The following is a 24,570-nucleotide window of genomic DNA, read 5'->3' as shown; positions in this document are numbered from 1 at the left end:
ACATAAAGAAGAGCCCACGAGGGCGTGACGCCGTTCCTATCAGCGCATCCGGCCGCGCACCCGACACATCTTTCGCACGACACACGTCGCCGTCGAATCCTGCTGCCGCAAGCACGCGCTCGATGGCAATGGCGTCGCTCGCACCCGCTGCGAGCAACGCGCAGCACGGTTCACAACCAAAGCCGCTTTCCATTCATATCGCAACGAAATTCAGGAGACTTCTACATGCAAATCACTGGAATGCTGCACGGCGCGCGCCTGCTGCAATTTGTCGGATTTCCGGCCAGCGAAGTGCTGGGCCCCGATGCGAGCGAAGAGGAAATCAAGTCTCTGATCGACCGTCACAAGCAGATCTTCATCAAGCCGGTATTCAAGGGCGGCGTGGGCAAGAAAGGCAAAGCCGGGCTGCTCGGCCGCGCAACCGACCTCAAGACCGCGCTCGCAGAGAAAGAGCGACTCTACTTCGCCGAACATGTCGTGGGACACGTGAGGGCCAAGGCGAACGGCGTGACGTTCGAGGCCGGCGTACCGGCCAAACATGAAGTCTACTTCTCGATCACCGATTCAACCCGCTTTCGCGCTCCCACCATGACGCTCTCCCACATGGGCGGCATGGACATCGAGGAGGTCGATCCCAAGCAAGTCGCAATGGTACCCTTCGATGCGTTGACCGGGCTGAAGGCCTTCGTCGTCGCCAATGCGCTGAGCGAGATCGGTGCCCCGCGCGAGATCATTTCCCCGCTCGTGCAGCAGTTGCCGAAGCTTTGGGAGCTCTTTCACGACTTCGGCATGACGACGCTCGAATTGAATCCGATCCGCATGCGCGAGGACAAGAAGGGTCGCCTCATGCCGGTGGCCTGCGACTTCAAGTGTGGATTCGACCGCGACGATCCGCGCTTCTCGCGCCTCGGCCTGCCCCCTCACCTGTTCGCCGCGGACTACTCCGACTTCGAGCAGGAGATCAATCAGCTACGCACCCACCAGGGCCAAAGCGATGTCTACGTGATCAACGACAAGGGAACGATTCTCGCGCCCACGTTCGGCGGCGGGGCGAATTCGCTCGTCACGGAGATGTTGGGCGACGCAGCCATCATCTCGTCGGATTTCGGTGGCAATCCGCCCTATGAAAAGATGAAGGAAGTGGCGCGCATCTGCTTCCGGCATTGGCTCAAGCAATCCAACGTACTGTTCATCATCGGCGGCAAGTCCAACAACACCGATATCTACGAAACACTGCGCGCGATGGCCGATGCGCTGCGCGAGCACTTCAGCGAGCACGGTCCGACGCCGCTCTATGTCGTCCTCGGACGCGGCGGCCCGAACCTCGTGCGTGGCATGTCCGCGCTGCGCGACACCTGTGATTCGCTCGGCCTGCCCTATCGCCTTTTCGGGTTCGACTCCGACATCAGCGAAGTGATCCAGTACGCACGCACGGCCGATGCGTGGATGCAATCGGGCGGACGCGCGCAGATTGCAGCGCGTATCGGCGCGCGCGAGGCGCACCCAGAAACGCACGTGGCATAAGGAGATCGACATGGTCAAGCAGGGAAACAATCATTTCCGGTATTTCGTCGGTATCCAGTCGCTTGCACAGATCGCCACGCGCGAAGACCGTGTATGCGTGCTCAACATTCTGGGCGGCGAATCGTCGGAAGTGACGCCGGTGAGCCATGCCTTTTCGGGCGCGAACGTCGTGTTCGGCACGGCGCCTGGCAAGGGCGGACAGACGCTCGCGACAGCCGCCGGCGACCTCCCCGTCTACAACAACGTGCGCGAAGGCCTCGCAGCCGGGCACCGGTTCAATTGCGGCGTCGTGTACTTGCCGCCTTCGGCCGCGCGCGACGGCGTGGCCGAGCTGATCCGCGTGAATCCCGATCTGCGCAAGATCTTCATCATCACGGAGAAGATCTCCGTGCACGACGCGCGGGAAATTCGCGCGATGGGTCAGCAGGCCGGCATCGACATCTTTGGAGCAAACGGACTGGGCGTCGCCGATTCATGGCAGCGCGTGCGCATCGGCGGCGCGCTCGGCGGCGACGATCCGGGCGCGACCTTGCGGCAGGGCTCGATCGCGATCTTCTCCAACTCGGGCGGCTTCAGCACCACCATCGCGCAATATCTGCGCATGAGCGGCTGGGGCACGTCGACCGTGGTCTCCAGCGGCAAGGACGTCTACATCCACTATGCGGCGCCGGAATTCGCATTCGCGCTCGCCAACGACGCGCGCAGCAAGGCGGCCGTGCTGTACTGCGAGCCGGGCGGCTACTACGAGGCCGACGCCGCATTTACGAAGCCCGTGGTCGCGTGCGTGGTGGGCCGCTGGAAGAGCCGTCTTACTCGCGCGGTGGGGCATGCGGGTGCAATGGCGGGCGGCGCAGACGATGCGCTCGCAAAAGAGCGCTGGTTCATGGAGAAGTTTGGAGTCGATCGGCTCTTCACGCCGGACGATCCGTGCTGTTCGGCCAGGGGTGCGGTGGTGACGAACATCGCGCACATTCCAGCGGCGCTCACGGCTGTGATGCGGGAGAACGCCACGATGCCCGACTTCGAGCCCGAAGGCAGCCTCGCGCTCAAGCCGTGGTTCGGCTCCAATCAGGGTCTCGCACTGCCCGATGAACTTTCCCTGCCGGTGGTAGAAGCAGTCGCGCCGTACAACGAGCAGGTGGCGCGGGTGAACAGCCATATAGGCGCGGTCCCGCCACGCCAGCCTTTGAAGGATGCTTCGGGCGCCTCGCAGATGGATGCGAAATCTCAGGTGAGCAGCCTGCACGGCGTGTCGATGCTCGAAGCGGCGACGCACTCGCTCGAAGCGAATGTCTGTCTCGCGCTGTTGCACGAATTCGGCGGAGCGAACGACGCGAAGCTCATCGACGTGGCGGTGGGCGCGGCGGTGAACCTGCACGGCACGCCGGAACTGGCCGCCGCGCAGGCCTCGCGCGAGGCGGGCAACGCGCCCAACGCCGTGCTCGCGGCCGCGGCGGCGATCATTGGGCCGAATCGTCAGCGCGCCGCGCGCGATGCGGCAGCGCTCATGATCGACCGTTTCGCGGCAGCGCGGCTCGCAGACGCGTTCGACGAGACTTTCGACACCGATGCCGTCGATACCAGCGGAAGTGCAGCGCTCTTCTGCGATGAACCCGACCCGAAGGCGCAAGCGCTGCTCGCGGCGCTCGCCGCGCGCGGTGTGAGCTCGGCAATCATCCGGTGGCTGGCGAGCGGTCCGGGCCATCCGCGTTCGGAAGCCGTACTCGCGGCCATCACGACGACGCTCGCCTGGGGCCCGCTCATGCGTAAGCGCATCTCGCGCCTGACGGCGGAAAGTCTGCCGTGGTGGATGAAGCTCTTCGGCACGATGATCGGCGCCTCGGCGGACGCGTCGCGCCACGGTTCCAACGGCTTTTGCGACTTTGCCACTGAAGAGCTGCTCGGCGAGCGCACCTTGACCGAGATCGCCTTCGCGGCGCTCCTCAACCTCAAACCCACGGCCGATGATCTCTTCGCCTTCAAGACGCTCGTCGGCTTGTTGCTGACAAACGGACCGGGCGCAATTTCGGCGCAGGGCGCAAAGGGCGCGGTATCCGCCGATGGCCCCGAGAGTCCCGAGCGCGTCCAGTTGAACAAGGCGCTGGCGGGGTTCCTCACCCACACCGGTTATACGCATGGCGGCAACGGCTACGAAGGCATCGCGTTCCTCAACGAGGCGTTCCGCGACAGCGGTCTCGATGATCCTTCCGATGTGCACCATACGGTCGACCTGGAAGCGCTCGCGCGCCGCTCTGTCGAGCGCTACGCACAGTACAAGGCGCGCCAGAAGCAGATCGGCAGCCTCGACATTGCCAAACTTCCGGGTGTCAACCATCCGGTCTTCAAAGACAAGCCGGTGAATCATGACCCGCGCGAAGTCTTCATCGCGAACCTCTATGCAGCCCGCGGCGAGTACAACGCGTTCCATGCGTACTACCGCGCGCTCGTTCAGGCGCTTTTCGACGCCGGAGTATCGCGTAACGTCTATTGCGTCAATGTCGACGCAGTGATCGCCGCCCTGCTGCTCAAGATGCTGTGGAAGCCGCTCAGGCGCGGGGAGTTCAGCGAGGCGGATCTCGAAACGGCCGCGTTCACGATCTTTCTCTATCCGCGCATGCTCGGCTGCGCGGCGGAAATCGACGATCACCTGAATCGCGGACGCAACATGGACACGCGCACGGCCGCTTCCCAATGCCGCTTCGTGGCATGACAAAGGCTTCTGGCCGCCACCGTCGCGTGCTCGCGTTGCGAGGCGCGGCGGTGGCGGCAGGCCTTGATTGATAATGATAGAACATCAATCGTTCTGAAAATTGCACTTATCGTTTTGCCGGCTCCGGGCGAACATTGCCAAAACCACAATCGGCCGGACCACCGCGTCTTTTCAAGAATTCAGGAGACACCTCGATGCACCCCTCGTCTAACCTTTCGACCGGACGTTCAAAGGCCGCTGCGGTTTTCCGCGTGACGGCCGGGAATTTCCTGGAGCAGTTCGACTTCTTCCTGTTTGGTTTCTACGCCACGCAGATCGCCAACGTTTTCTTTCCCGCCCAGAGCGAGTTCGCCTCGTTGATGCTGACGTTCGCCGTCTTCGGCGCCGGCTTCCTGATGCGGCCGCTGGGCGCGATCGTGCTTGGCGCCTATATCGACGACGTCGGCCGCCGCAAGGGCCTCATCGTCACGCTTTCCATCATGGCTAGCGGCACTATCCTGATCGCGTTCGTACCGGGCTATGCGACGATCGGACTTCTGGCGCCCGCTCTCGTGCTGCTCGGACGGCTGCTGCAGGGCTTCTCGGCGGGCGCCGAGCTGGGCGGCGTCTCGGTGTATCTTGCCGAGATGGCCACGCCCGGCCGCAAGGGCTTCTTCACGAGCTGGCAGTCCGCGAGCCAGCAGGTGGCGATCGTTGTCGCCGCGGGCCTCGGCTTCGCGCTCAATCAATGGCTTGACGCATCGGCCATCGCAGCGTGGGGCTGGCGCGTACCGTTCTTCGTCGGCTGCATGATCGTGCCGTTCATCTTCATGCTGCGGCGCAATCTGGAGGAAACGCAGGAGTTCAAGTCGCGCCAGCATCGTCCGACCATGAAGGAAGTATTCAGCACGCTGGTCCAGAACTGGGCCGTCGTCGTCGCCGGCATGATGCTGGTGGCGATGACCACCACGAGCTTTTATCTCATCACAGTCTACGCGCCGACCTTCGGCAAGACGGTCCTGCACCTGAGCACCGCCGACAGTCTGCTCGTGACGCTGTGTGTCGGCGTGTCGAACTTCGTGTGGCTGCCGATCGGCGGGGCGCTCTCCGACAGGATCGGCCGCCGGCCGCTCCTCGTCGCCATGACCGTGCTCGCCATCGCGACCGCATACCCGGCGCTGTCGCTGCTCGCTCACGCGCCGAGCTTCGTCAACATGCTGCTCGTGCTCCTTTGGCTCTCGTTCATGTACGGCATCTATAACGGCGCGATGGTCGTCGCGCTTACGGAAGTGATGCCGGTGCAGGTGCGCGTCGCCGGCTTCTCGCTCGCCTACAGCCTCGCTACGGCCGTGTTCGGAGGCTTCACGCCCGCGATCTCGACGGCGCTCATTCATATGACCGGCGACAAGGCCGCACCCGGCTACTGGATGAGCCTCGCCGCAGCGTGCGCGCTTCTGGCAACGTTCGCGCTCTATCGCCGACGCGCAGTAACACTGACGCCGGCGCACTGATGCGCTTCCCCCGCACCCAACGCAACCCTGCACGAACACGACCATGAGAAACCTGCTTCTGAAACTTTGCGCGGCGGCGCTCGTCGCAAACTCGGCCGCTGCGGCGAACGTGCAGGCCGCCGACCTGCACGTCATGAGCTCGGGCGGCTTCACCGCCGCGTACAAGGTGCTCGGCCCGAGATTCGCGTCCCAGACGGGCGACACGCTCGACACCGCGCTCGGGCCGTCGATGGGCAAATCGCCCGAAGCGATCCCCAACCGGCTCGAGCGCGGCGAGCCCGCGGACGTCGTCATCATGGTCGGCTACGCCCTCGACGAGCTGATCAAGCAAGGCAAGGTCATCCCCGGATCGCGGGTCGAGCTGGCCGATTCGCGCATCGGCATGGTCGTGCGCGAAGGTGCGGCGAAGCCCGACATCGGCTCGGCAGAAAGTCTCAGGCAGACCCTGCTGCATGCGAAATCGATCGCCTATTCGGACAGCGCGAGCGGCGTCTATATCGAGCGAGAGTTGTTCAAGAAGCTCGGCATCGAGGAACAGGTCATGTCGAAGGCGAAGATGATCCCGCGGATTCCGGTGGCGTCGGTGGTGGCGAACGGTGACTACGAAATCGGCTTCCAGCAGGTGAGCGAATTGCTGCCCGTCCAGGGTGCCACGTTCGTCGGAAAGATTCCCGAGTCTCTGCAGTCCGTCACACGTTTCGCCGCCGGCATCCCCGTCGGCGCGCAGCATCCGAAGGAAGCGAAGGCGCTCCTCGACTATCTCGCTTCACCCGATGTGCAAGCCGAAGTGAAAGCGACCGGGCTCGATTCCGTCTCCGCGCGTTGAGGCAGAACCATCGGAAGGCTTGTCTCAGCTAGCCTTCCCGTCACCCCGTGGTATCCGTCGCGGGGTCATTTGCAACGTCCGGGCGGCCTGGCTCGGCCGTCCTGAGCATCTGTGCGAGACGCGCGCGATCGCACGCGCCTTCCCACATCGAAACGAAGATCACTGCGCAAGCGTTGCTAATGACGCTCGTCAGCGCGCGCGCCTCGGACATGAACCGGTCGATGCCCACCAGCAGCGCCACCCCGGCAACCGGCAGATCGGGAATCACCGTGAGCGTAGCGACGAGCGCGACCAGCCCGCTGCCGGACACGCCGGCCGCACCCTTGGAAGTCAGCAACATGACGGCGAGCATCGTCGCGATCTGCGGCGCGGAAAGCGGCACATCGCACGCCTGCGCGATGAACATCGAAGCGAGCGTCAAATAGATCGCGGTGCCGTCCAGATTGAACGAATAGCCTGCGGGCAGCACGAGCCCCACGACGCCCTTGTCGCAACCGAGCGCCTCCAGCTTCACGATCAAACGCGGCAGCACCGGCTCCGTCGACGATGTCGCGATAACGATGAGCAGTTCCTCACGCATATAGCGCAAGAGTCGCCAAAGCGCGAAACCATGCAGGCGCGCGAGCGGCGCGAGTATCAGCGCGACGAACAACACGCATGCGACGTAGAAGGACACCATCAGCATACCGAGCGAGCCGACCGAGCGGATGCCGAAGCGGCCCACGGTGAAAGCCATCGCGCCGAACGCCCCGAGCGGAGCCAGCCGCATGATCATCGCGAGCACGCGAAAGAGTATCTGGGCGATGCCATCGATAAGCGTCAGCACGGGCCGGCCGGCTCGCGGATAAGAGTTCAGCGAGAAGCCGAAGAGGAGCGAGAGCAGCAGCACCGGCAGCACCTCGCCCTTCTCGAAGGCGCCGAGCATCGTCTCCGGGATCACGCTCAACCCGAAGGCCACAAGCCCGCCCGCCTGCGCGTGCTTCGCATATTGCGCGAGGATGCTTGAATCCAGATGAAGCACGTCGATGTGCATGCCGGCGCCAGGTCGCAGCACGAACGCGATGGCGAGTCCGAGCACGAGCGCGACGGCCGTCAGGAGATAGAAAAGCGCCAGGGCCTGGATGATCGTGCGTCCGATGGCCTTCCCGCTGGCAAGCGACGTGATACCCGAGACGATCGTGCAAAAGACGATCGGCGCGATCATCATCCGCACGAGCCCGACAAACGCATCGCTGAGGGGCTTGAGCAGCGCGCCCGTCGCCGGCCAGAAGTGCCCGAGGGTCATACCGAGCACCATGGCCAGCAGGACTTGCACATAGAGCAAACGAAGCGGTCTTGCCAACCTCACGATGCGGTCTTCCTTCTTGTCTTCACTGAAGCCGTTACGTTATTGCCCACGGCATCACTGCTTGGGACGCTGGCGCGCTTCGTCTCGATGATCGTCCGGTGGAACTCCTGTGCGGCCGGTGTGAGCGGCCGTCCGCGCCGTCTTACGATTCCCACGCGTCGCTTGACCACCGGTTCGACGAGCGGCACGCTCGTGAGGATCGGATGGTCATGTCCGGGCATGGCCATCGACGGCACTGCGGCGACGCCGAGCCCCGCTTCGATCAACCCGAGCATGGTCGTCACGTGTCGCGTCTCGCAGACGCTAGGCGCACGTGGCGCCACGGTCGAGAGGGCTTGGTCGAGCAGCAGACGGTTGCCGGAAGTCTTGTCCACCGAGACGTAATCGTGCTCGTAAAGCTCGTTCCAGGTCACGCGCTTCTTGCGTGCGAGGGGATGGTCCCGGCGGCAGGCAGCAACAAACCGCTCCTGCAGCAGGACTTTGAACTCGATCTCGGACTCCTGGCTGCCCATGAAGCTCACACCGAAATCAGCCTCGCCACTGATGACGGCGCCCAGCACCTCGTTCGCGCTCGAATCGAGGAGCTTGACCCGGATGCGTGGAAAGCGGCGATGATAGCTCGCGATGACGCTCGGCAGAAAGTAGTACGCCACCGATGGCACGCAGGCGATAGTCACATGACCCAGGCGGCTCGATGAAACATCGCGAATGCCGAGCAGCGCGACGTCAAGGTCATCGAGCAGTTGTTCCGCGCTCGGGGCAAACACGCGACCGACGGTGGTAAGCGTGACGCTGCGCGTGGTGCGCTCGAAGAGACGCACGCCGAGCGCTTCCTCGAGCTTGTCGATCCGACGACTCAAGGCCGGCTGGGAAATGCTCACCGCCTCGGCGGCCTTTCGGAAGCTTCCCAGTTCCACCACCGCGCGAAAGGCCTGCAAGTCGTTCAAGTCGAAGTTAACGCCCACGGCCGTCCTCCGCATTTTAGATGCCGACTATTTTTGCATGATTCAGCCGAGATCCCCTCCACCCGAACGACGGTCGTCTCCGCAGCCTTTGATGGGGTGCCACTGACATGAGTGTGACGGACCGGTTTCGCACAGTCAGCCGACATTCGCGTTCGGGACGCAGTTGTCCCTTTATGGCCGCACCCGGACTTTCAGCTCATATCGCAGGCACGCGCTAGAATCGAAGCACTTTCCTTCCGGTTACCATCCAATTGCACCGCCGCGCCGACCGAATACGGTTCGATCTCACCACTCTGCGCCTGTTCGAGGCGACCGCCGAAATGGGCGCGATCACCAAGGCCGCAGAGCGGCTCGCGCTCGCGCCCGCCGCCGCATCGCGGCGCATCAGCGAGCTGGAAGCGCAGTTCAGCGTGGCGCTGTTCGAACGCCGGCCCCACGGTATGACGCTCACCGACGCCGGCCGCGCGCTGCTCGCCCACGCCCGCAGCATTATTCACTCGGCCGCGCGCATGGCCGACGATGCGTCCGCCTTCCTCAAGGGCGACCGCGGCATCGTGAAGATCGCGGCATGTACATCGGCCGTGCTACAGTTTCTCGCCGACGATATCCAGCGCTGCCATGCGGCGCATCCCGGCATCGATATCGATCTGCAGGAACTCAACAGCCATGGCGTGATGCAGGCGCTCACGCGCGGCGTCGTCGATATCGGCATCTATGAAGCCTCACTCGGGCGGCTGGCGTTTCCGACGCGCGTGTATCGCGAGGACCGGCTCGTCGTGCTCGCAACGCCCAGTCATCCGCTCGCCGCGCGCAGGCAGGTCAGCGTCGACGACATTCTCGGCTGCGACGTGATCGGCCTGACCGAAGGCTCGGCCATCTCCACGGCGCTCGTCCGGCTCGCGAATCGGGCAGACCGTCAGTTGCACATGCGCATCCGGGTGGGCAGTTTCGACAGCATGACGGCGATGGTCGCGGCGGGCGTCGGAATCGGCGTGATGCCGCGCGGGGTCGCATGCGCGCTGGCGAAGGGCAAGCGCTTCCGCATCCTGCCGATCGCGGACGGCGACAACGTCGAGGGCATCTGGCCCACGCGGCAGTTCCTGCTCTGCCATCTGCCCGCCGACGACATTGCCTCATCGACCCTCTCCATACTGGATCTGCTGTCGCAGCCGGTTTCGCAAAACGCGAAACCTGCATAGCCGAATGAGCGATGGCCAGCGGCGGCGATTGTCCTTATCGTAGGGAATCGCCTCGCCTCAAGGCGCGGCTTGTTCCCACCGCCATCGCTTTCAGAATTCATGTCCGATCAACCCGTTCGTATCGCACTCAGCATCGGCGACCCTGCCGGTATCGGCGCCGAAATCATCGCGCATCTGCTGGCCGATCCGGCCACGCACGCCAGCGCGCACATTACGCTCATCTCCAATCATGCAGCGCTGGCGCGAGGCGCCGCTGCTGCAGGCGTGCCCGTTCCGCAAGCATCCGACTGGCTCGATATTCCCGATTGGGCGGGCAGCGATGCCGTGTTCGCGCCCGGTGTGATCAGCGAGGCGAGCGGCCGCTTCATGCTCGATTCGCTGCGTCTCGCGGTGCGCATGGTGCAGGAAGGCCGCGCCGATGCGGTGTGCTTCGGCCCGCTCAACAAAAGCGCACTGCGCGCCGGCGGCATGAAGGAAGAAGACGAGATGCGCTGGTTCGCCAGGCTCCTGGAGCATCGCGGCGTGTGCGGCGAACTCAATGTGCTCGACCCGCTGTGGACCGCGCGCGTGACGTCGCATATCCCGCTCAAGGACGTCTCCGCGCATCTTTCGCCGCAGGCGGTGGCGGATGCCATCGGCATGCTCACGGCCGCGCTGCGCGCCTCGGGCAACGATGCGCCGCGCATCGGCGTGTGCGGGCTGAATCCGCATAATGGCGATCACGGCAACTACGGCAGCGAAGAGGCCGACATCATCCAGCCCGGCATGGCGCTCGCCCAGTCGCGCGGCTTCGCATCGACCGGGCCGTTTCCCGCCGACACGATCTTCCTGCGCGCCGGCGCGGGCGAACTCGACGGCATCGTCACGATGTATCACGACCAGGGGCAGATCGCGACCAAGCTGCTCGGCTTCGAAGTCGGCGTGACGGTCGAAGGCGGTCTGCCCATTCCGGTGACGACGCCCGCGCACGGCACGGCCTACGACATCGTTGGCAAGGGCAAGGCAAGCGCCACCGCGATGGCGCACGCCTTCGATCTCGCCTGCCGGATGGCGCGCTCGAAGCAGACCGCGACCGTCCGAGCCGCATAAAAAAACTGAACGCAGACCGACGGCGCATATCGCGCCGCAACGGCATTCATCCCCGGAGGAGACATGAATTCGCAATCGATGCGTCCCGCACGCACACACGTCCAGCGCATGGTGCTCGCGCTGCTGTGCGCGATGTCGTTCATCCTGTATCTGGACCGCGTCAATCTCGCAGCCGCAGCCGGTCCGATCAAGGCGGAGCTCGGGCTATCCAACACTACGCTCGGCATCGCATTCTCGGCATTCGGTTACACCTATGCGATCTTCCAGATCATCGGCGGATGGCTCGCGGATCGTATGGGCGCACGCCGCACGCTCCTGATCTGCGGCTCGATCTGGGTCGTCGCCACCATCGCGACGGGACTGGTCGGCGGGCTTGCGTCATTGTGCGCGGCGCGGCTGCTTTTGGGCATCGGCGAAGGCGCGGCGCTGCCCGCGCAGGCGCGCGCCATCGCCAACTGGTTTCAGACCAAGGATCGCGGCTTCGTGCAGGGCATCACGCACTCGTCGTCGCGGCTCGGCAATGCGGTCGCGCCGGCCCTCGTCGCGCTGCTCGCGACGCTGTATTCGTGGCGTCTGTCGTTCATCATCGTCGGCGTGCTGACAGCGGCGTGGATCGTCGTGTGGGTGCTGTACTACCGCGACGATCCGCGCGCGCATCGCGGCATCAACGACACCGAGCTCGCACTCTTGCCCGCGCAGATCGCCGGACAATCGCAGACGCGCACGGCCACGCCGTGGCGGCGCATTCTGGGCCGCATGTCGCCGTCGATCTTCGTGTACTTCTGCCAGGTGTGGAGCAACACGCTGTTCTTTAGCTGGGTGCCCCTGTACTTCCTGCACGGCTATGGACTGAACCTGAAGGAATCCGCGATCTTCTCGTCGGGCGTGTTTCTCGCGGGCGTGGTCGGCGACGTGCTCGGCGGCCTGCTGAGCGATCGCGTGCTCAAGCGCACCGGCAGCCTCAAGCTCGCGCGTCAGGGCGTGATCGCGCTCAGCCTGATCGGCGCGTTCGTCTTCATGATTCCCGTGATGATGAGCCGCGATCTCACCGTCGTGACGACTTGCCTGTCGGGCGCGTTCTTCATGCTGGAACTGACGATCGGACCGATCTGGGCCGTGCCGATGGACGTCGCGCCGCAACACGCGGGCACGGCGAGCGGCACGCTGAACACGGGCGCCGCGCTCGCGACCATCATCTCCCCGGTGGTTTTCGGCGCGGTGATCGATGCGACTGGCAACTGGAGCCTGCCGTTCGCGGGCTCGCTACTGTTCCTGCTGCTCGGTACGGTGATGACGCTGAAGATTCGGCCCGATCGTTCGATCGACGCGCGCTCGGAAGTGGCGCGGCTCGATGGCGAAAGCCATCCGGCGAGCGGCGAGCCGCATGTCAAGGCCGGCCGCTGAAATGCTCGATGCATTTCGCCGGCGAGTGCAAGCCCAAGCCGGAGGATGTGGCTGAGAAAGATGATGGCGCGGCTCGCGATCAACCGTGGCATCCAGTGCGCGACGCATGGAAACGCGACCCGAGCCCGCTGCTGCTTTCGCTGCGTGGCTTCCTGCCGGCGGACGATGCGCGCGTCGGCTTCTTCGATGACGCCGATCACGCCCTTCACGCGCTGCAGTCGTGCGCGACGATGCCATGCTTCGCGCCGTGCTCGCGCAACGCGGACTCGAAGAACGCGAGCGGCATCGGCGGCGGAAGATCATAGCGCGGCCCGAGTTGCGCGAGCGCGCGGCCGAAGCGAACGAAGGTCGCGAAGTCGCGCGGATAGCGCCGCGCATCGACGCCGAGAAAACGCCCTTCGCGCTTCGCCCGCCCGAGCAGCGCGCGCCAAGTCCCGCGAGCCATTCGCTGCCCCCTTCGACATCGAGCCTGCGCGCCTGCCGCGCCGTGATTCCCTCGGACATGCCGCCCACCCTGCCACCGGGAGCGCACGTCCACGCAGCGCGCTTTCGCCGAAGCCGGGCAGATCGGGCGCGTGCACGTCGAAGTCGTCATGCAGCGCGAGCGCGAGCGGCTCCATGTAGCGGCTCGAGATCACGAGGCCATGCACGAGCACGACGGGCAGCCGCTGCGCATGGCCGCCCGAGCACGACGCATGACGCGAGAACATGCGATACGGCCCTGCCCGCGTATAGCGCACCGTGATGCCCGCGTGCGCGCTCGCGTCGCTCAGCGCGGGCGTGCGCTTCAGGCGCGTCCATTCGATCGCCGCCCATGCGGCGAGCGCGCATGCGCCAGCACCGGCCGCGGCGAGCGCAACCGTGCGCCGGTCCACATGCGCCGGTCTCACTCGGCGGGATCGAGCGCAACTTTGATCCATCCCGGCTGCCTCTCGTCGAAGGCCTTGTAGGCATCGATCACGTTCATCAGCGGCTCGCGCGTCGAGAGCACGCGCAGCGGATCGAACGAGCCGTTGCTCACGCGCTCGATGAGCGCGGGCGTCACCGCGCGATGATGGCAGTTACCCATCTTGATCGTGAGGTTCTTGTTCATCGCGGCCCCGAGCGGAAAGAAGCGATCGTTCGGCGGATACACGCCGATCACGCCCAGCGTGCCGGCTTTCGCCAGCGCGGCCACGCCCCAGTCGAGCGCCTGCGTGGGCGCATCGCCGGGAATCCAGTGGCCGTCGTATTCGTTGCGCTCGCCCGTCACCGCGCGGCTTTCCGCCTCGCCCTGCTTCGCGCCGTCCCGCGACGCGGCCGGGCCGGCCTGCGGACGAACGGCATCGACGCCCACTGCGTCGATCACGCGATCCACGCCGATTCCGCCCGTCAGCGCGAGAATCGCCTCGACGGGGTCTTCCTCGTCGAAGTTGACCGCTTCGGCGCCCTGCGCCCGTGCCATGCCGAGGCGGTCGACGAGCCGATCGACCGCGATCACGCGTCCCGCGCCGAGCATGAACGCGCTGGCGACCGCGAACTGGCCCACCGGCCCCGCGCCGAACACGGCAACCGTGTCGCCCCGGCGCACTTCGGCGAGTTGCGCGCCGAAAAAGCCGGTCGGGAAGATGTCGGACATCAGGATCGCGCGCTCGTCGTCGATGGTTTCGGGCAGCCGGATGAGGCTTGCGTGCGCGAGCGGCGTGCGCGCGTACTCGGCCTGCAGCCCGTTGATCGGGCCTGTCGCCTTCGGCCCGCCGAAGAACGCCGTACCCGCCGCCGCGCCGTTCGGATTGGCGCGATCGCATTGCGCCGTATAACCCACGCGGCAGTACGAACAGCAGCCGCAGGAAATGGTCGACGGAATCAGCACGCGGTCGCCCGCCTTCAGGTTGCGCACGCCGCGGCCGACCTGCTCGATCACGCCGACGCCCTCATGGCCCAGTATCGTGCCCGGCACCATGCCCGGCAGCGTGCCGCGCACCATGTGCAGATCGGTCCCGCAGATTGCACTCGTCGTAAGGCGCACGATGGCATCCTGATCGTGCTCGATGCGAGGGTCCGGTACGTTGTCGAGCGAGATTTCGCCTATTGCATGAAACACCACCGCTTTCATTTCACGCTCCTCGTGGAGTAACTGTCCGGCTCTCAGTGAGCACACTCAGTGAGCCCACTTCAGCGCTTCAGCAATAGGTGCGCCCGCGCGCGCCTGACCACCTTCCCGGCCGGCCATGCAACTTCGCGCGTCACGACGCAATGTGAAGCGCATGCCCCATATCGTCAGTCAAAAGCGAAAAGCACTGAGGCACGTCCATTGCGAAGGCTGCAAACCGACTTGCCAGGACCTGCCGACCATGCCCCGGTTCTCCCGCAGAACGATCGTGATTTCGCCTCATCTCGACGATGCCGTATTCAGCTGCGGTGCCATGCTCGCGGCGTCGCCGGGCGCAGTCGTGTGCACGGTATTCACGGGCGCGCCACGCGCGGCGCTCGTCACGGACTGGGACACGCAGTGCGGCTTCGCGAACGCGCATCAGGCCATGCGCGCGCGCCGGGCCGAGGACGTGGCCGCGCTGGAGATACTCGGCGCTCGTGCCGCGCATCTCGGCTTCCTCGACTCGCAATATGCGCAAGGCAGGACGAACACGGCGAGGGAAATCGCAGCAGCCATTCGCAACGTGATCCGCGAATGCACCTGCGACACGCTGTTCATTCCCCTCGGCCTTTTCCATTCGGATCACCATCTCACCCATGCGGCCGCGCGCGAGGCGAGCCTTTCCGACACATCCATTGCGTGCATTGCGTACGAGGACTGTCTGTACCGGCGCATGAACGGCCTCGTGCAAATGCGGCTCGCCGAACTCGCAAACAGCGATATCGAAGCCACACCGCTCCCCGATCCGATCGATGCCGAAGCGCTTGCGTGTCGCGCAACGAAGCAACGCGCCGTGCAATGCTATGCGAGTCAGCTCAAAGCCTTCGGCCCGCATGGCTATGACGACGTCCTCTCCCCAGAACGCTTCTGGCGCCTTCGAACGACCGATCGAAATGGATGAACGGGCAATGTTTGCCGATTCGTGCCACGCACGGCTCACGCTGATCGTGCTCACTTACAACCGTGCCGATCAGGTTCTTGAGACGCTCGCAAGACTTGCCGCGTTGCCGGACCGCGCGCGGATCATTGCGGTCGATAATGCTTCCACCGACGCAACCGCCGAACGCATCGCGGCAAGCTTTCCCTTCGTCGAGCTCATCGTCGCACCGGGCAATCTCGGCGCGTCAGGACGCAATCTAGGCGTCGCGCGCGTCGCGACGGAGTATGTCGCGTTCTGCGACGACGACACCTGGTGGAGCGCCGGCTCCCTTTCGCGCGCGGTCGAGATACTCGATGCCGCGCCGCGCGTCGCAGTGCTGAACGCGCGCGTCGTCGTCGGCGAACACGGCGCGGTGGATGAGACGTGCGAGCGCATGCGCGAAAGCCCGCTTGCGACCCACGGATTGCCGGGCCCTTCTCTCGTCGGCTACATGGCGGGCGCCTGCGTATTCCGCACGAACGTCTTCCGGCAGGTCGGCGGCTACGAGCCCAGGTTCCACATTGGCGGAGAAGAGACGCTCGTCTCGCTCGACGTCCTGTCCGCGGGATACGAAATCGTCTACATGGATGAGCTCGTTCTACATCATCATCCTTCTCCGCTGCGCGACAGCGCACGACGGCGCAGGCTCCTCGCGCGCAACGCCGCGTGGGTCGCATGGATGCGCCTGCCTCTCATCGAAGCGCTGCACGCCACGCGTGAAGCCCTGACGGTGATGCGCGCAGAACACTCGCTCAAGCGCGATCTGCCCGCGCTCGCTGGTGGCATCGCGTGGGCCATGGTCAGGCGCCGCGTGATCCCGCCGCACGTTCAGGACATGCGCCGCATCGTCCGTGAAGACGATGAGCGCCGCGCGAAGAAGGCAGACGCATCGGCGTCTTTCCGTTCTACACGCGATGCGTAAAAACGCGCGCGTCCGTGCATCGAACCAAACGATATTTGGTCCGCTCCACGACGAACCGCAAATCGTTTCGTAGTTCTTCCGACCAACGCCACGAGTGGCACGTCGAATGCTGAAACCTGGCGACTGATCCACGCGATTGTGCACCTCGCACGCGCCGATGGGGATCGTATGACAGGGGGCTCCCGTGAAAATCGCTTTGATCAGTGAACATGCTTCGCCCCTGGCGATCGCAGGCGGCGTGGACAGTGGCGGACAGAACATTTATGTGGCGAATGTCGCGCGCCAGCTCGTTCGCATCGGTCATGATGTCGACGTCTTCACGCGCCGCGATCGTTCCTTATTGCCGCTCGTCTCTCGCTTCGAGAATCTCCGCGTGATAAACGTGCCGGCAGGGCCGCCTGTGCAGTTGCCCAAGGAGCAGCTTCTACCGTACATGGGCGCGTTCGCCAGCTTCATGATTGACTTCATGCGGAAGGAAGCACAGCCGTATGCGATCGTGCATGCGAACTTCTTCATGTCGGGCCTCGTCGGCTTGCACATCAAGGATGTGCTCGGCCTGCCGCTCGTCACGACGTTTCACGCGCTCGGCCGCGTGAGACGCCTGCATCAGGGCGAATCCGACGGCTTTCCGGATGCGCGCTTCGAGATCGAGGACGAGCTCGTGAAGCGTTCCGACTCGGTGATCGCCGAATGCCCGCAGGACGAGAACGACCTGATCCACCTCTACGCCGCCGATCCCGCGCGCATCGATCTCGTTCCTTGCGGTTTCGACCGTGCGGAGTTTCACCCGCTCGAGAAGGCGGCAGCAAGAGAACGGCTCGGCTGGCCGCAGGACCGTTTCATCGTGCTGCAGCTCGGGCGCATGGTGCCGCGCAAGGGCGTCGACAATGTCGTGCGTGCGCTCAGCGTGTGCCAGTCCGAGCATGGCGAAAGTGCCGAACTCTATGTGGTCGGCGGCAATTCCGACGAGGCCAACGAGATCGCGACGCCGGAGATCGTCCGTCTGCGCGGCATCGCGCGCGAATTCGGCGTCGAGACGCATGTGCATTTCGCCGGCCGTCATGGACGCGCCGAGCTGAAGCACTTCTATAACGCCGCCGATGTGTTCGTGACGACGCCGTGGTACGAGCCGTTCGGCATCACGCCGCTGGAGGCGATGGCGTGCGGCAGGCCGGTCATCGGCGCGGACGTGGGCGGCATCCGCTATTCGGTCGCACATGGTGAAACCGGTCTGCTCGTCCCGCCGAAAGCTCCGGCCGCGCTCGCGCATGCAATCGCCGCGCTCAAACGCGATCCGATGCTCGCGCGCCGCATGGGCGAGGCGGGCCTCGCGCGCGCCAACGCGATGTTTACGTGGTCGAGCGTCGCGCAAGCGCTCGCGGAGGTCTACGCGCGCGTGAGCGGAGAGGAAGCGCAGGACGCACGCGTCGCGATGGGCGGAGGATCGCGATGATGAAGACGCCACGCGCCGCCGTCTTCATCGACAAGGACGGCACCCTGCTCGACGATGTGCCCTGGAATGTCGATCCGCACATGATGCGCCTCGCACCCGGGGCGTTCGAAGCGCTGCGCCTGTTCGCATCGCGCGACGTGCCGCTTTTCGTCGTCAGCAACCAGAGCGGAGTCGCGCTGGGCAAGTTCGAATGGCACGCGCTCGATCGAGTCGAGACGCGTCTGCATGAACTCGCCGCGGAAGCGGGCGCTCTATTCGAGGATGTCTACTGGTGCCCGCATCACCCGCAAGGCGTCGTGCCTGAATACACACGAACCTGCGCATGCCGGAAGCCCGCGCCCGGACTGCTGCTGCGCGCGGCGCGCGAGCATCATATCGATCTCTCGCGAAGCTGGTTCATCGGCGACATACTCGACGACGTCGAAGCCGGTCATCGCGCGGGCTGCCGCAGCGTGCTCATCGATAGCGGCAACGAGACCGAATGGCTGCGCGGCGCGGGACGCGAGCCCGATATCGTCGTGAAGGACATGCACGAGGCTGCGATAGCCATCGTCAACGCGGAGTGTCCGGCATGAAGCGCGATCCGGTGATTCCGTCGACGTTGCCCCCGGTCATCGAGGCGCATGCGCGCAAGAGCGCGGCGAATCAGGCGCGCGACTGGGGCCCGGACGTGAAGCGCATCCTTTGCGTCCGTCTCGACAATCTCGGCGATGTGTTGATGACCACGCCCGCGCTGCACGCGCTGCGCACGGCGCAGCCGGGACGGCATCTGACCTTGCTCGCATCGCGCGCGGGCAAGGCGGCAGCGCCCTTCATCGATGCGATCGACGACGTGATCGAATACGACGCGCCGTGGGTCAAGCAGGATGCGCCCGTCGACCCCCTCGCGGATCTCGCGATGCGCGCACGCCTCAACGCCGCTCAATTCGATGCGGCCGTGATCTTCAGCGTGTACAGCCAGAACCCGCTGCCCGCCGCGATGCTGTGTCATCTCGCCGGCATTCCACTGCGCCTCGCGCATTGCCGCGAAAACCCTTACGGCCTTCTCACCGACTGGGCGCAGGAAACCGAGCCGCAGCACGGCACGCGGCATGAAGTCGAACGTCAGCTCGAACTCGTTGCTCGAATCGGCGCGTGCACGGCGGATACACACATGCGCTTCAACGTGCGCCCCGAAGACGCCGCGTCGCTTGAGCAAAAGCTGCACGCGAGCGATGTCGATCCGCACGCGCCGTTCATCGTCGTGCATCCGGGTGCGAGCGCCGAATCGCGCCGATATTCGGTCGCGCGGTTTGCGGAAGTGATCGCGCGATTAAGCGGGCAACTGCAATGGCCGATTCTCGTCACCGGCTCGCGCGGCGAGCGTCCTTTATGCCGCGAAGCATGCGGCGCAAACCGTCATGCGACCGATCTGTCGGGCGCGCTCGAACTCGGTGAACTCGCCGCGTTGATACAGCACGCTCGCGTGCTCGTTTCGAACAACAGCGGACCGGTGCATCTCGCATCGGCGCTCGGCACGCCCGTCGTCGATCTCTATGCGCTCACGAATCCGCAGCACATGCCGTGGCAGACGCCGCATCGCGTGCTCTATCGCGACGTGCCGTGCCGCTGGTGCTATCGCAGCGTGTGTCCGGAAGGACATCATGCGTGCCTCGTCGGCGTCAGTGTCGACGAGGTCGTGGCGGCAGCGCTCGAGCTGATCGAAGAAAACCCATCGCCTGTCAACAAGCCAACACGAACCTTCTAGCCATGTACACATTGGGAATCAATGCGGTTTATCACGACAGCGCAGCGGCGCTCGTACAGGACGGCATGGTCATCGCCGCGGCCGAGGACGAGCGCTTCACGCACGTCAAGCACGCGAAGCGCCCCGTGCCGTTCTCGACGTGGCAGCTTCCCTTCGATGCCATCGACTATTGCCTGAAGGAAGCGCGCATCGAGTTGGCCGACGTCGATCACATCGCGTATTCGTACGATCCGCAGCTTTTCTCCGGCATGCCGAAGGACATGAAGGCGAGCATCGCGTTGCCGCTGATCCCTTCTGCGCAGGCCAGCAGTAACCCTTCGGAATCGCCTTGGGACCCCTTGTTTCTGAGCTATATCGTCAACGCCAAGGGGCAATTGCTCGACGGCGCGCCGCATCATCTGAAGCGGCGTTTCGCGAGCGGCGGACGCGCCCCGCGCTTCGCATGGCACAACGTCGATCATCACCTTTGTCACGAAGCAAGCGCGTTTCTCGCCGCGCCGTTCGAGGACACAGCCGTGCTCACCATGGACGGACGCGGCGAAGGCGTCACGACGAGCCTCGGGCAATTCGTGAACGGCGAGTATCAGCGGCTCAAACAAGTGGAGCTGCCACATTCCCTAGGCTTGCTTTATGAAGCCGTGACCGGCTATCTCGGCTTTCTGCATTCGTCGGATGAGTACAAGGTGATGGCGCTTGCTTCGTTCGGCAAGCCCGCTTACGTCGATCATTTTCGGCAGGTCGTGAGGTATCGACACGACGGCAGCTATACCGTGGATGCGCCGCGCCTCGTCGAACGTTTCGGTCCCGCGCGCGAACGTGGCGGCCCGCTGACGCAACGTCATTTCGATATCGCCCATTCATTGCAGGTCGTGCTCGAAGAGACCGCGCTGGAGCTCGCGAGGTGGCTTCACGAACGTACCGGTCTGTCGAATCTCGCGATGGCGGGCGGCGTCGCGCTCAACTGCGTGATGAACGCACGCCTGCGCGATCGGGGGCCGTTCGAGGAAGTGTGGGCGCAACCTGCCGCGGGCGATGCCGGCACCGCGCTCGGCGCCGCGCTGTGGACGGACTATTGCGAGCGGGAAAAAGCTGGCGATCGCAGCCGCAAGTGGCGCATGGATCACGCGTATCTCGGCCCCGCATTCGGTGACGAAGAGATCGAAGCGCTCCTGAAATGGACGCACGCGCCTTATCGCAGGCTTCAGGACATCGCGGGCGAAACCGCCGATCTGCTCGTGCGGAACCGCGTGATCGGCTGGTATCAGGGGCGCACCGAGTTCGGGCCGCGCGCGCTCGGCGCGCGCTCGATCCTGGCATCGCCGATCGATGCGTCGATGCAGGCGCGCCTGAACGAGATCAAGGATCGCGAGGATTTCCGCCCGGTCGCGCCTGTGGTGATGGAAGAGCATGCGGCCGACTGGTTCGTCGACGCGCGCATCGCGCCCTTCATGCTGTTCGTCTTCGATGTGCGTCCGGAGATGAAGGCGCGCATACCGGCGGTCACGCACATCGACGGCACGGCGCGCGTGCAAACGGTCAATCGCGCGCAACATCCGCTCTATTACGACCTGATCGCGGCGTTCAGGGAACGCACGGGTGTGCCGGTGCTCGTCAACACGTCGTTCAACACGCGCGGCGAACCGATGGTGAACACGCCGCGCGATGCGCTCGAATCGTTCTGGACCTCGCCGCTCGATGCGCTCGTGATCGGCTCGTTCCTCGTCGAAAAGCCGGAGGCTGGAACATGAGCACATACACCGGCCTTTTCGAAAACGGCGAGACGAGCGCGACGAATGCGCCAACCTTGCCGCGCGGGGATTTCATCCCGGACGTGTCGGTGGTCGTGCCGACGTATCGCCGTCCCGCGATGCTCGAACGCTGCGTGCTCGCGCTCGCCGCGCAAGCGTACGATCCGGCGCGCTACGAGATCATCGTGTGCGACGACGGTCCCGACGAAGCGACCCGGGCCTGCGTGCTGCGCCTGGCGCGACAGCACGCGGAACACGGGCCGCGGATCCGCTACGTGCCCGTGACGGCGACCCAAGGCCCGGCGGGCGCGCGCAACGCGGGCTGGCGCGCGTCGCTCGCAAGAAGCATCGCCTTTACCGACGACGACACCATCCCCGATCCTCGCTGGCTCGCCAACGGCATGCGCGCGATCGACGCGGGCGCGGACGCGGTCTCGGGGCGCATCGTCGTGCCGCTGCCGAAGCGCCCGACCGACTACGAACTCGATGCCGCCGGGCTCGTGGCCGCGGAATTCGCCACCGCGAACGCCTTCGCCACGCGCGCGGCGCTCGAACGCACGGGCGGATTCGACGCGCGCTTCACGGCGGCCTGGCGCGAGGATTCGGATCTGCAATTCACGCTGATGCGGGCGGGACTCGTCATCGCGCGCGCTGACGATGCAATGGTGCTGCATCCCGTTCGCCCCGCACGCTGGGGCGTAAGCATTTCACAGCAGAAGAAGAGCCAGTTCGATGCCTTGCTCTACAAGAAGCACCCCGAGTTGTTCCGCGCGCGCATCCGGCGCGGGCCGCCGCTTCTCTACTACGCAATGTTCGCGGCGCTCATCGCCGCACTATTATCGCTCGTGGCGGGCGCGCCGGAAGCGGCGTTGCTTGCCATGCTCGCGTGGGCGATGATGACGATCCGGTTCACCTTGAAGCGGCTCGAGACCGCGGCTCACACGCCCGCACATATCGCCGAGATGCTGTGGACTTCGGCGGTCATCCCATACCTGTCGATCTACTGGCGCATTCGCGGCGCGCTCAAATTCAGGGTGTTGTTTCTATGAGCGCCGGACCGATCGAAAACATCGTCATCTTTCGCGCGCTGCAACTGGGCGACATGTTGTGCGCGGTGCCCGCATTGCGCGCGCTGCGCCATGCATATCCGCATGCGCATATCGCGCTGGTCGGCTTGCCGTGGGCCACGAGCTTTGTGAACCGATACGCGCCTCTGCTCGATGAACTGATCGTGTTTCCGGGCGCGGTCGGCTTCCCCGAACAGGAGGAAACCGATGCGCATCTGCCCGCATTCCTGCGCGCGCTGCGCGAGCGCCGCTTCGATCTCGCGATCCAGCTGCATGGAAGCGGCGGCGTGGCGAACGACATCGTGGAAGGCATGGGCGCGCGTCTGAACGCAGGCTTTCTCGAACTCGATGAAGCCACGCGCGAAGGGGTTTTCATACCGTGGCCCGATGAACTGCCCGAGCCCGCGCGCTACACCGCATTGATGCAACGCCTCGGCATCGATGCGCATGCGCTCGATCTCGAGATTCCGCTAACCGATACCGACAAACGCGAATACGATGCGCTCGTCGACACCTACGCGATAGATCTCGACAAACTCGTTCTCGTTCATCCTGGCGCGCAATTGCCTTCACGTCGATGGCCCGTTGAACGCTTCGGCGAAGTGGCCCGCGCGCTATCGAACGCAGGCTGTCGAGTCGCCGTCACGGGAAGCGCGAGCGAGGCGCCACTGACCGTCCGCGTGACGGGCGATGCGGGCGCGCATGCCATCGACCTCGCCGGGCGCACCTCCCTCGGCGCGCTCGCCGCGCTCGTCGCGAAAGCGAGGCTCATCGTCTGCAACGACACCGGACTCTCGCACGTCGCGGCCGCGATGCGCACGCCGAGCGTCGTGATCGCATCGGGCAGCGATACGCGCCGCTGGGCGCCGCTCGATCACGCGCGACATCGCGTGCTGGCGGATTGGCCGGCGTGCCGCCCTTGCGCGTTCCGCACATGCCCTCATGGGCACGAATGCGCGCTCAACATAAGCGTGCAGGCCGTACTCGACGCGGCGTTCGCGCAGCTTCGATCGACCGTCCGAGAGGAGACGCTTCTTCATGCCCGCGACTAGCTCCCGCCGCCTGCGCGTGCTCACGTGGCATATCCACGGTAACTACCTGTACTACCTGAGCCAGGCACCGCACGACTTCTATCTCGTTACCCGTCCTGGCTATCCGCCCGGTTACGCGGGCACGGCCGGCGCGCTGCCGTTCGGCGGCAACGTGCGTGAAGTGCCGGCAAGCGAAGTGCCGTCCCGATCGTTCGATGTCGTGCTATTCCAGCACAGACATCAATGGGACGACGACCGCCTCGCTCTCCTCACCGATGCGCAGCGGCGCTTGCCGCGTGTCTACATCGAGCACGATCCACCGCAGGAGAATCCGTTCGAGCAGCCGCACTGGGTACGGGAGCGCAACACGCTGCTCGTGCACGTCACGCACTTCAACCGGCTGATGTGGGACAGCGGCGAGACGCCCACGCGCGTCATCGAGCACGGCGTGCTGGTGCCCGATGGGGTGCACTACAGCGGCGAACTGGAGCGCGGCATCGCGGTGATCAATCATCTGCGCCAGCGCGGCAGGCGGCTCGGCAGCGACGTCTATGCGCAGGCGGCCGCCCGCGTGCCGCTCGATCTCGTCGGCATGGATGCGCAGTCGGCGGGCGGCATCGGCGAAGTCGGCAATCTGGAGCTCGCGGCGTTCAGCGCGCGTTATCGCTTCTTCTTCAATCCGATCCGCTGGACGAGCCTGGGACTGGCCGTCGTCGAGGCGATGACGATCGGCATGCCGATTGTCGGGCTGGCCACGACCGAGCTCGCCACCGTGATTCGCAATGGCGAGAGCGGCTATATCCATACGGATATCCGGGCGCTCGTCGATGCGATGCAGCACCTGCTGCGCGATCCCGCCGAAGCGCGGCGACTCGGCGAAGGCGCGCGGCGAACCGCGCTGGAACGATTTCACATTGCACGCTTCGCCCGCGACTGGGACGAGACATTGCGCTACGTGTGCAGCTAGCACTCGACATCAAGGGAACATGGCGAA

General features: G+C 65.0%; 20 protein-coding genes. 16 read left to right on the top strand and 4 right to left on the bottom strand.

The features are described 5' to 3' along the window. Window positions 1-225 precede the first annotated feature (225 nt). The 4 genes from AWB83_RS09110 (at window position 226) to AWB83_RS09095 (ending at window position 6,550) form a co-directional block, all read left to right on the top strand. Complete coding sequence (locus AWB83_RS09110; RefSeq protein ID WP_087044464.1) at window positions 226-1,524, top strand: ATP-grasp domain-containing protein; 1,299 nt, start codon at window positions 226-228, stop codon at window positions 1,522-1,524. Between the two features lie 10 nt (window positions 1,525-1,534). Further along, on the top strand, window positions 1,535-4,234 hold the full coding sequence (locus tag AWB83_RS09105; RefSeq protein ID WP_087044748.1) for a CoA-binding protein: 2,700 nt from the start codon (window positions 1,535-1,537) through the stop codon (window positions 4,232-4,234). A 194-nt stretch (window positions 4,235-4,428) separates the two neighbouring features. Then, window positions 4,429-5,724, top strand: a complete 1,296-nt coding sequence (locus AWB83_RS09100) for an MFS transporter (protein WP_087044462.1) — start codon at window positions 4,429-4,431, stop codon at window positions 5,722-5,724. Window positions 5,725-5,767: 43 nt separating this feature from the next. Then, complete coding sequence (locus tag AWB83_RS09095) at window positions 5,768-6,550, top strand: substrate-binding domain-containing protein (protein ID WP_087044460.1); 783 nt, start codon at window positions 5,768-5,770, stop codon at window positions 6,548-6,550. A gap of 40 nt (window positions 6,551-6,590) precedes the next feature. Here the strand turns inward: AWB83_RS09095 and dctA are convergent, their stop codons facing one another. Both dctA and AWB83_RS09085 read right to left on the bottom strand, forming a co-directional pair. Next, window positions 6,591-7,898 carry a C4-dicarboxylate transporter DctA gene (gene dctA, locus AWB83_RS09090; RefSeq protein WP_087044458.1) on the bottom strand — a complete coding sequence of 436 codons (1,308 nt, stop codon included), beginning with the start codon at window positions 7,896-7,898 and terminating at the stop codon, window positions 6,591-6,593. Continuing rightward, window positions 7,895-8,863, bottom strand: a complete 969-nt coding sequence (locus tag AWB83_RS09085) for a LysR family transcriptional regulator (RefSeq protein WP_087044746.1) — start codon at window positions 8,861-8,863, stop codon at window positions 7,895-7,897. Before AWB83_RS09085 ends, dctA begins: the two co-directional genes overlap by 4 nt. A 320-nt stretch (window positions 8,864-9,183) precedes the next feature. Here AWB83_RS09085 and AWB83_RS09080 point away from each other — a divergent pair, with 320 nt between their 5' ends. From AWB83_RS09080 to AWB83_RS09070, 3 genes are all read left to right on the top strand, one after another. Further along, complete coding sequence (locus tag AWB83_RS09080; RefSeq protein ID WP_087044743.1) at window positions 9,184-10,062, top strand: LysR family transcriptional regulator; 879 nt, start codon at window positions 9,184-9,186, stop codon at window positions 10,060-10,062. Window positions 10,063-10,161: 99 nt separating this feature from the next. Then, window positions 10,162-11,151 carry a 4-hydroxythreonine-4-phosphate dehydrogenase PdxA gene (locus tag AWB83_RS09075; RefSeq protein ID WP_087044456.1) on the top strand — a complete coding sequence of 330 codons (990 nt, stop codon included), beginning with the start codon at window positions 10,162-10,164 and terminating at the stop codon, window positions 11,149-11,151. Between the two features lie 63 nt (window positions 11,152-11,214). After that, a complete protein-coding gene (locus tag AWB83_RS09070) occupies window positions 11,215-12,555 on the top strand; it encodes an MFS transporter (protein WP_244197639.1) in 1,341 nt (446 codons plus the stop codon). A gap of 205 nt (window positions 12,556-12,760) precedes the next feature. On the opposite strand, the gene AWB83_RS09065 is transcribed toward AWB83_RS09070, so the two are convergent. After that, complete coding sequence (locus AWB83_RS09065; protein WP_208636730.1) at window positions 12,761-13,000, bottom strand: hypothetical protein; 240 nt, start codon at window positions 12,998-13,000, stop codon at window positions 12,761-12,763. 441 nt (window positions 13,001-13,441) lie between these two features. Further along, complete coding sequence (locus AWB83_RS09055) at window positions 13,442-14,650, bottom strand: zinc-dependent alcohol dehydrogenase (protein ID WP_087044452.1); 1,209 nt, start codon at window positions 14,648-14,650, stop codon at window positions 13,442-13,444. A 238-nt stretch (window positions 14,651-14,888) separates the two neighbouring features. Between AWB83_RS09055 and AWB83_RS09050 the strand changes: the two genes are divergently transcribed. The 9 genes from AWB83_RS09050 (at window position 14,889) to AWB83_RS09010 (ending at window position 24,543) form a co-directional block, all read left to right on the top strand. Then, window positions 14,889-15,590, top strand: a complete 702-nt coding sequence (locus tag AWB83_RS09050; RefSeq protein ID WP_087044450.1) for a PIG-L deacetylase family protein — start codon at window positions 14,889-14,891, stop codon at window positions 15,588-15,590. A 7-nt stretch (window positions 15,591-15,597) separates the two neighbouring features. Next, window positions 15,598-16,530 carry a glycosyltransferase family 2 protein gene (locus tag AWB83_RS09045; RefSeq protein ID WP_087044448.1) on the top strand — a complete coding sequence of 311 codons (933 nt, stop codon included), beginning with the start codon at window positions 15,598-15,600 and terminating at the stop codon, window positions 16,528-16,530. A gap of 184 nt (window positions 16,531-16,714) precedes the next feature. Further along, entirely contained in the window at window positions 16,715-17,983 is a 1,269-nt protein-coding gene (locus AWB83_RS09040; RefSeq protein WP_087044446.1) for a glycosyltransferase family 4 protein, read from the top strand. Continuing rightward, window positions 17,980-18,558 (top strand): D-glycero-alpha-D-manno-heptose-1,7-bisphosphate 7-phosphatase, encoded by a 579-nt coding sequence (locus AWB83_RS09035; protein WP_374729098.1) that lies wholly within the window; start codon window positions 17,980-17,982, stop codon window positions 18,556-18,558. The genes AWB83_RS09040 and AWB83_RS09035 overlap by 4 nt, the downstream gene beginning before the upstream one ends. Continuing rightward, the gene (locus tag AWB83_RS09030) at window positions 18,555-19,730 is read left to right on the top strand and encodes a glycosyltransferase family 9 protein (RefSeq protein WP_087044444.1); all 1,176 of its coding nucleotides are present in this window, start codon (window positions 18,555-18,557) and stop codon (window positions 19,728-19,730) included. The genes AWB83_RS09035 and AWB83_RS09030 overlap by 4 nt, the downstream gene beginning before the upstream one ends. 2 nt (window positions 19,731-19,732) lie before the next feature. Further along, the gene (locus AWB83_RS09025) at window positions 19,733-21,478 is read left to right on the top strand and encodes a carbamoyltransferase family protein (protein ID WP_087044442.1); all 1,746 of its coding nucleotides are present in this window, start codon (window positions 19,733-19,735) and stop codon (window positions 21,476-21,478) included. Beyond that, on the top strand, window positions 21,475-22,527 hold the full coding sequence (locus AWB83_RS09020; RefSeq protein ID WP_087044440.1) for a glycosyltransferase family 2 protein: 1,053 nt from the start codon (window positions 21,475-21,477) through the stop codon (window positions 22,525-22,527). Before AWB83_RS09025 ends, AWB83_RS09020 begins: the two co-directional genes overlap by 4 nt. Next, the gene (locus tag AWB83_RS09015; RefSeq protein WP_087044438.1) at window positions 22,524-23,597 is read left to right on the top strand and encodes a glycosyltransferase family 9 protein; all 1,074 of its coding nucleotides are present in this window, start codon (window positions 22,524-22,526) and stop codon (window positions 23,595-23,597) included. The genes AWB83_RS09020 and AWB83_RS09015 overlap by 4 nt, the downstream gene beginning before the upstream one ends. Beyond that, on the top strand, window positions 23,584-24,543 hold the full coding sequence (locus tag AWB83_RS09010) for a glycosyltransferase family 4 protein (protein ID WP_087044436.1): 960 nt from the start codon (window positions 23,584-23,586) through the stop codon (window positions 24,541-24,543). The genes AWB83_RS09015 and AWB83_RS09010 overlap by 14 nt, the downstream gene beginning before the upstream one ends. The last annotated feature ends 27 nt before the right edge of the window (window positions 24,544-24,570 follow it).

The sequence above is a fragment of the Caballeronia ptereochthonis genome, from assembly GCF_001545075.1.
Classification (GTDB): Bacteria; Pseudomonadota; Gammaproteobacteria; order Burkholderiales; family Burkholderiaceae; genus Caballeronia; species Caballeronia ptereochthonis.
This window is presented reverse-complemented; position numbering and strand designations above follow the sequence as displayed.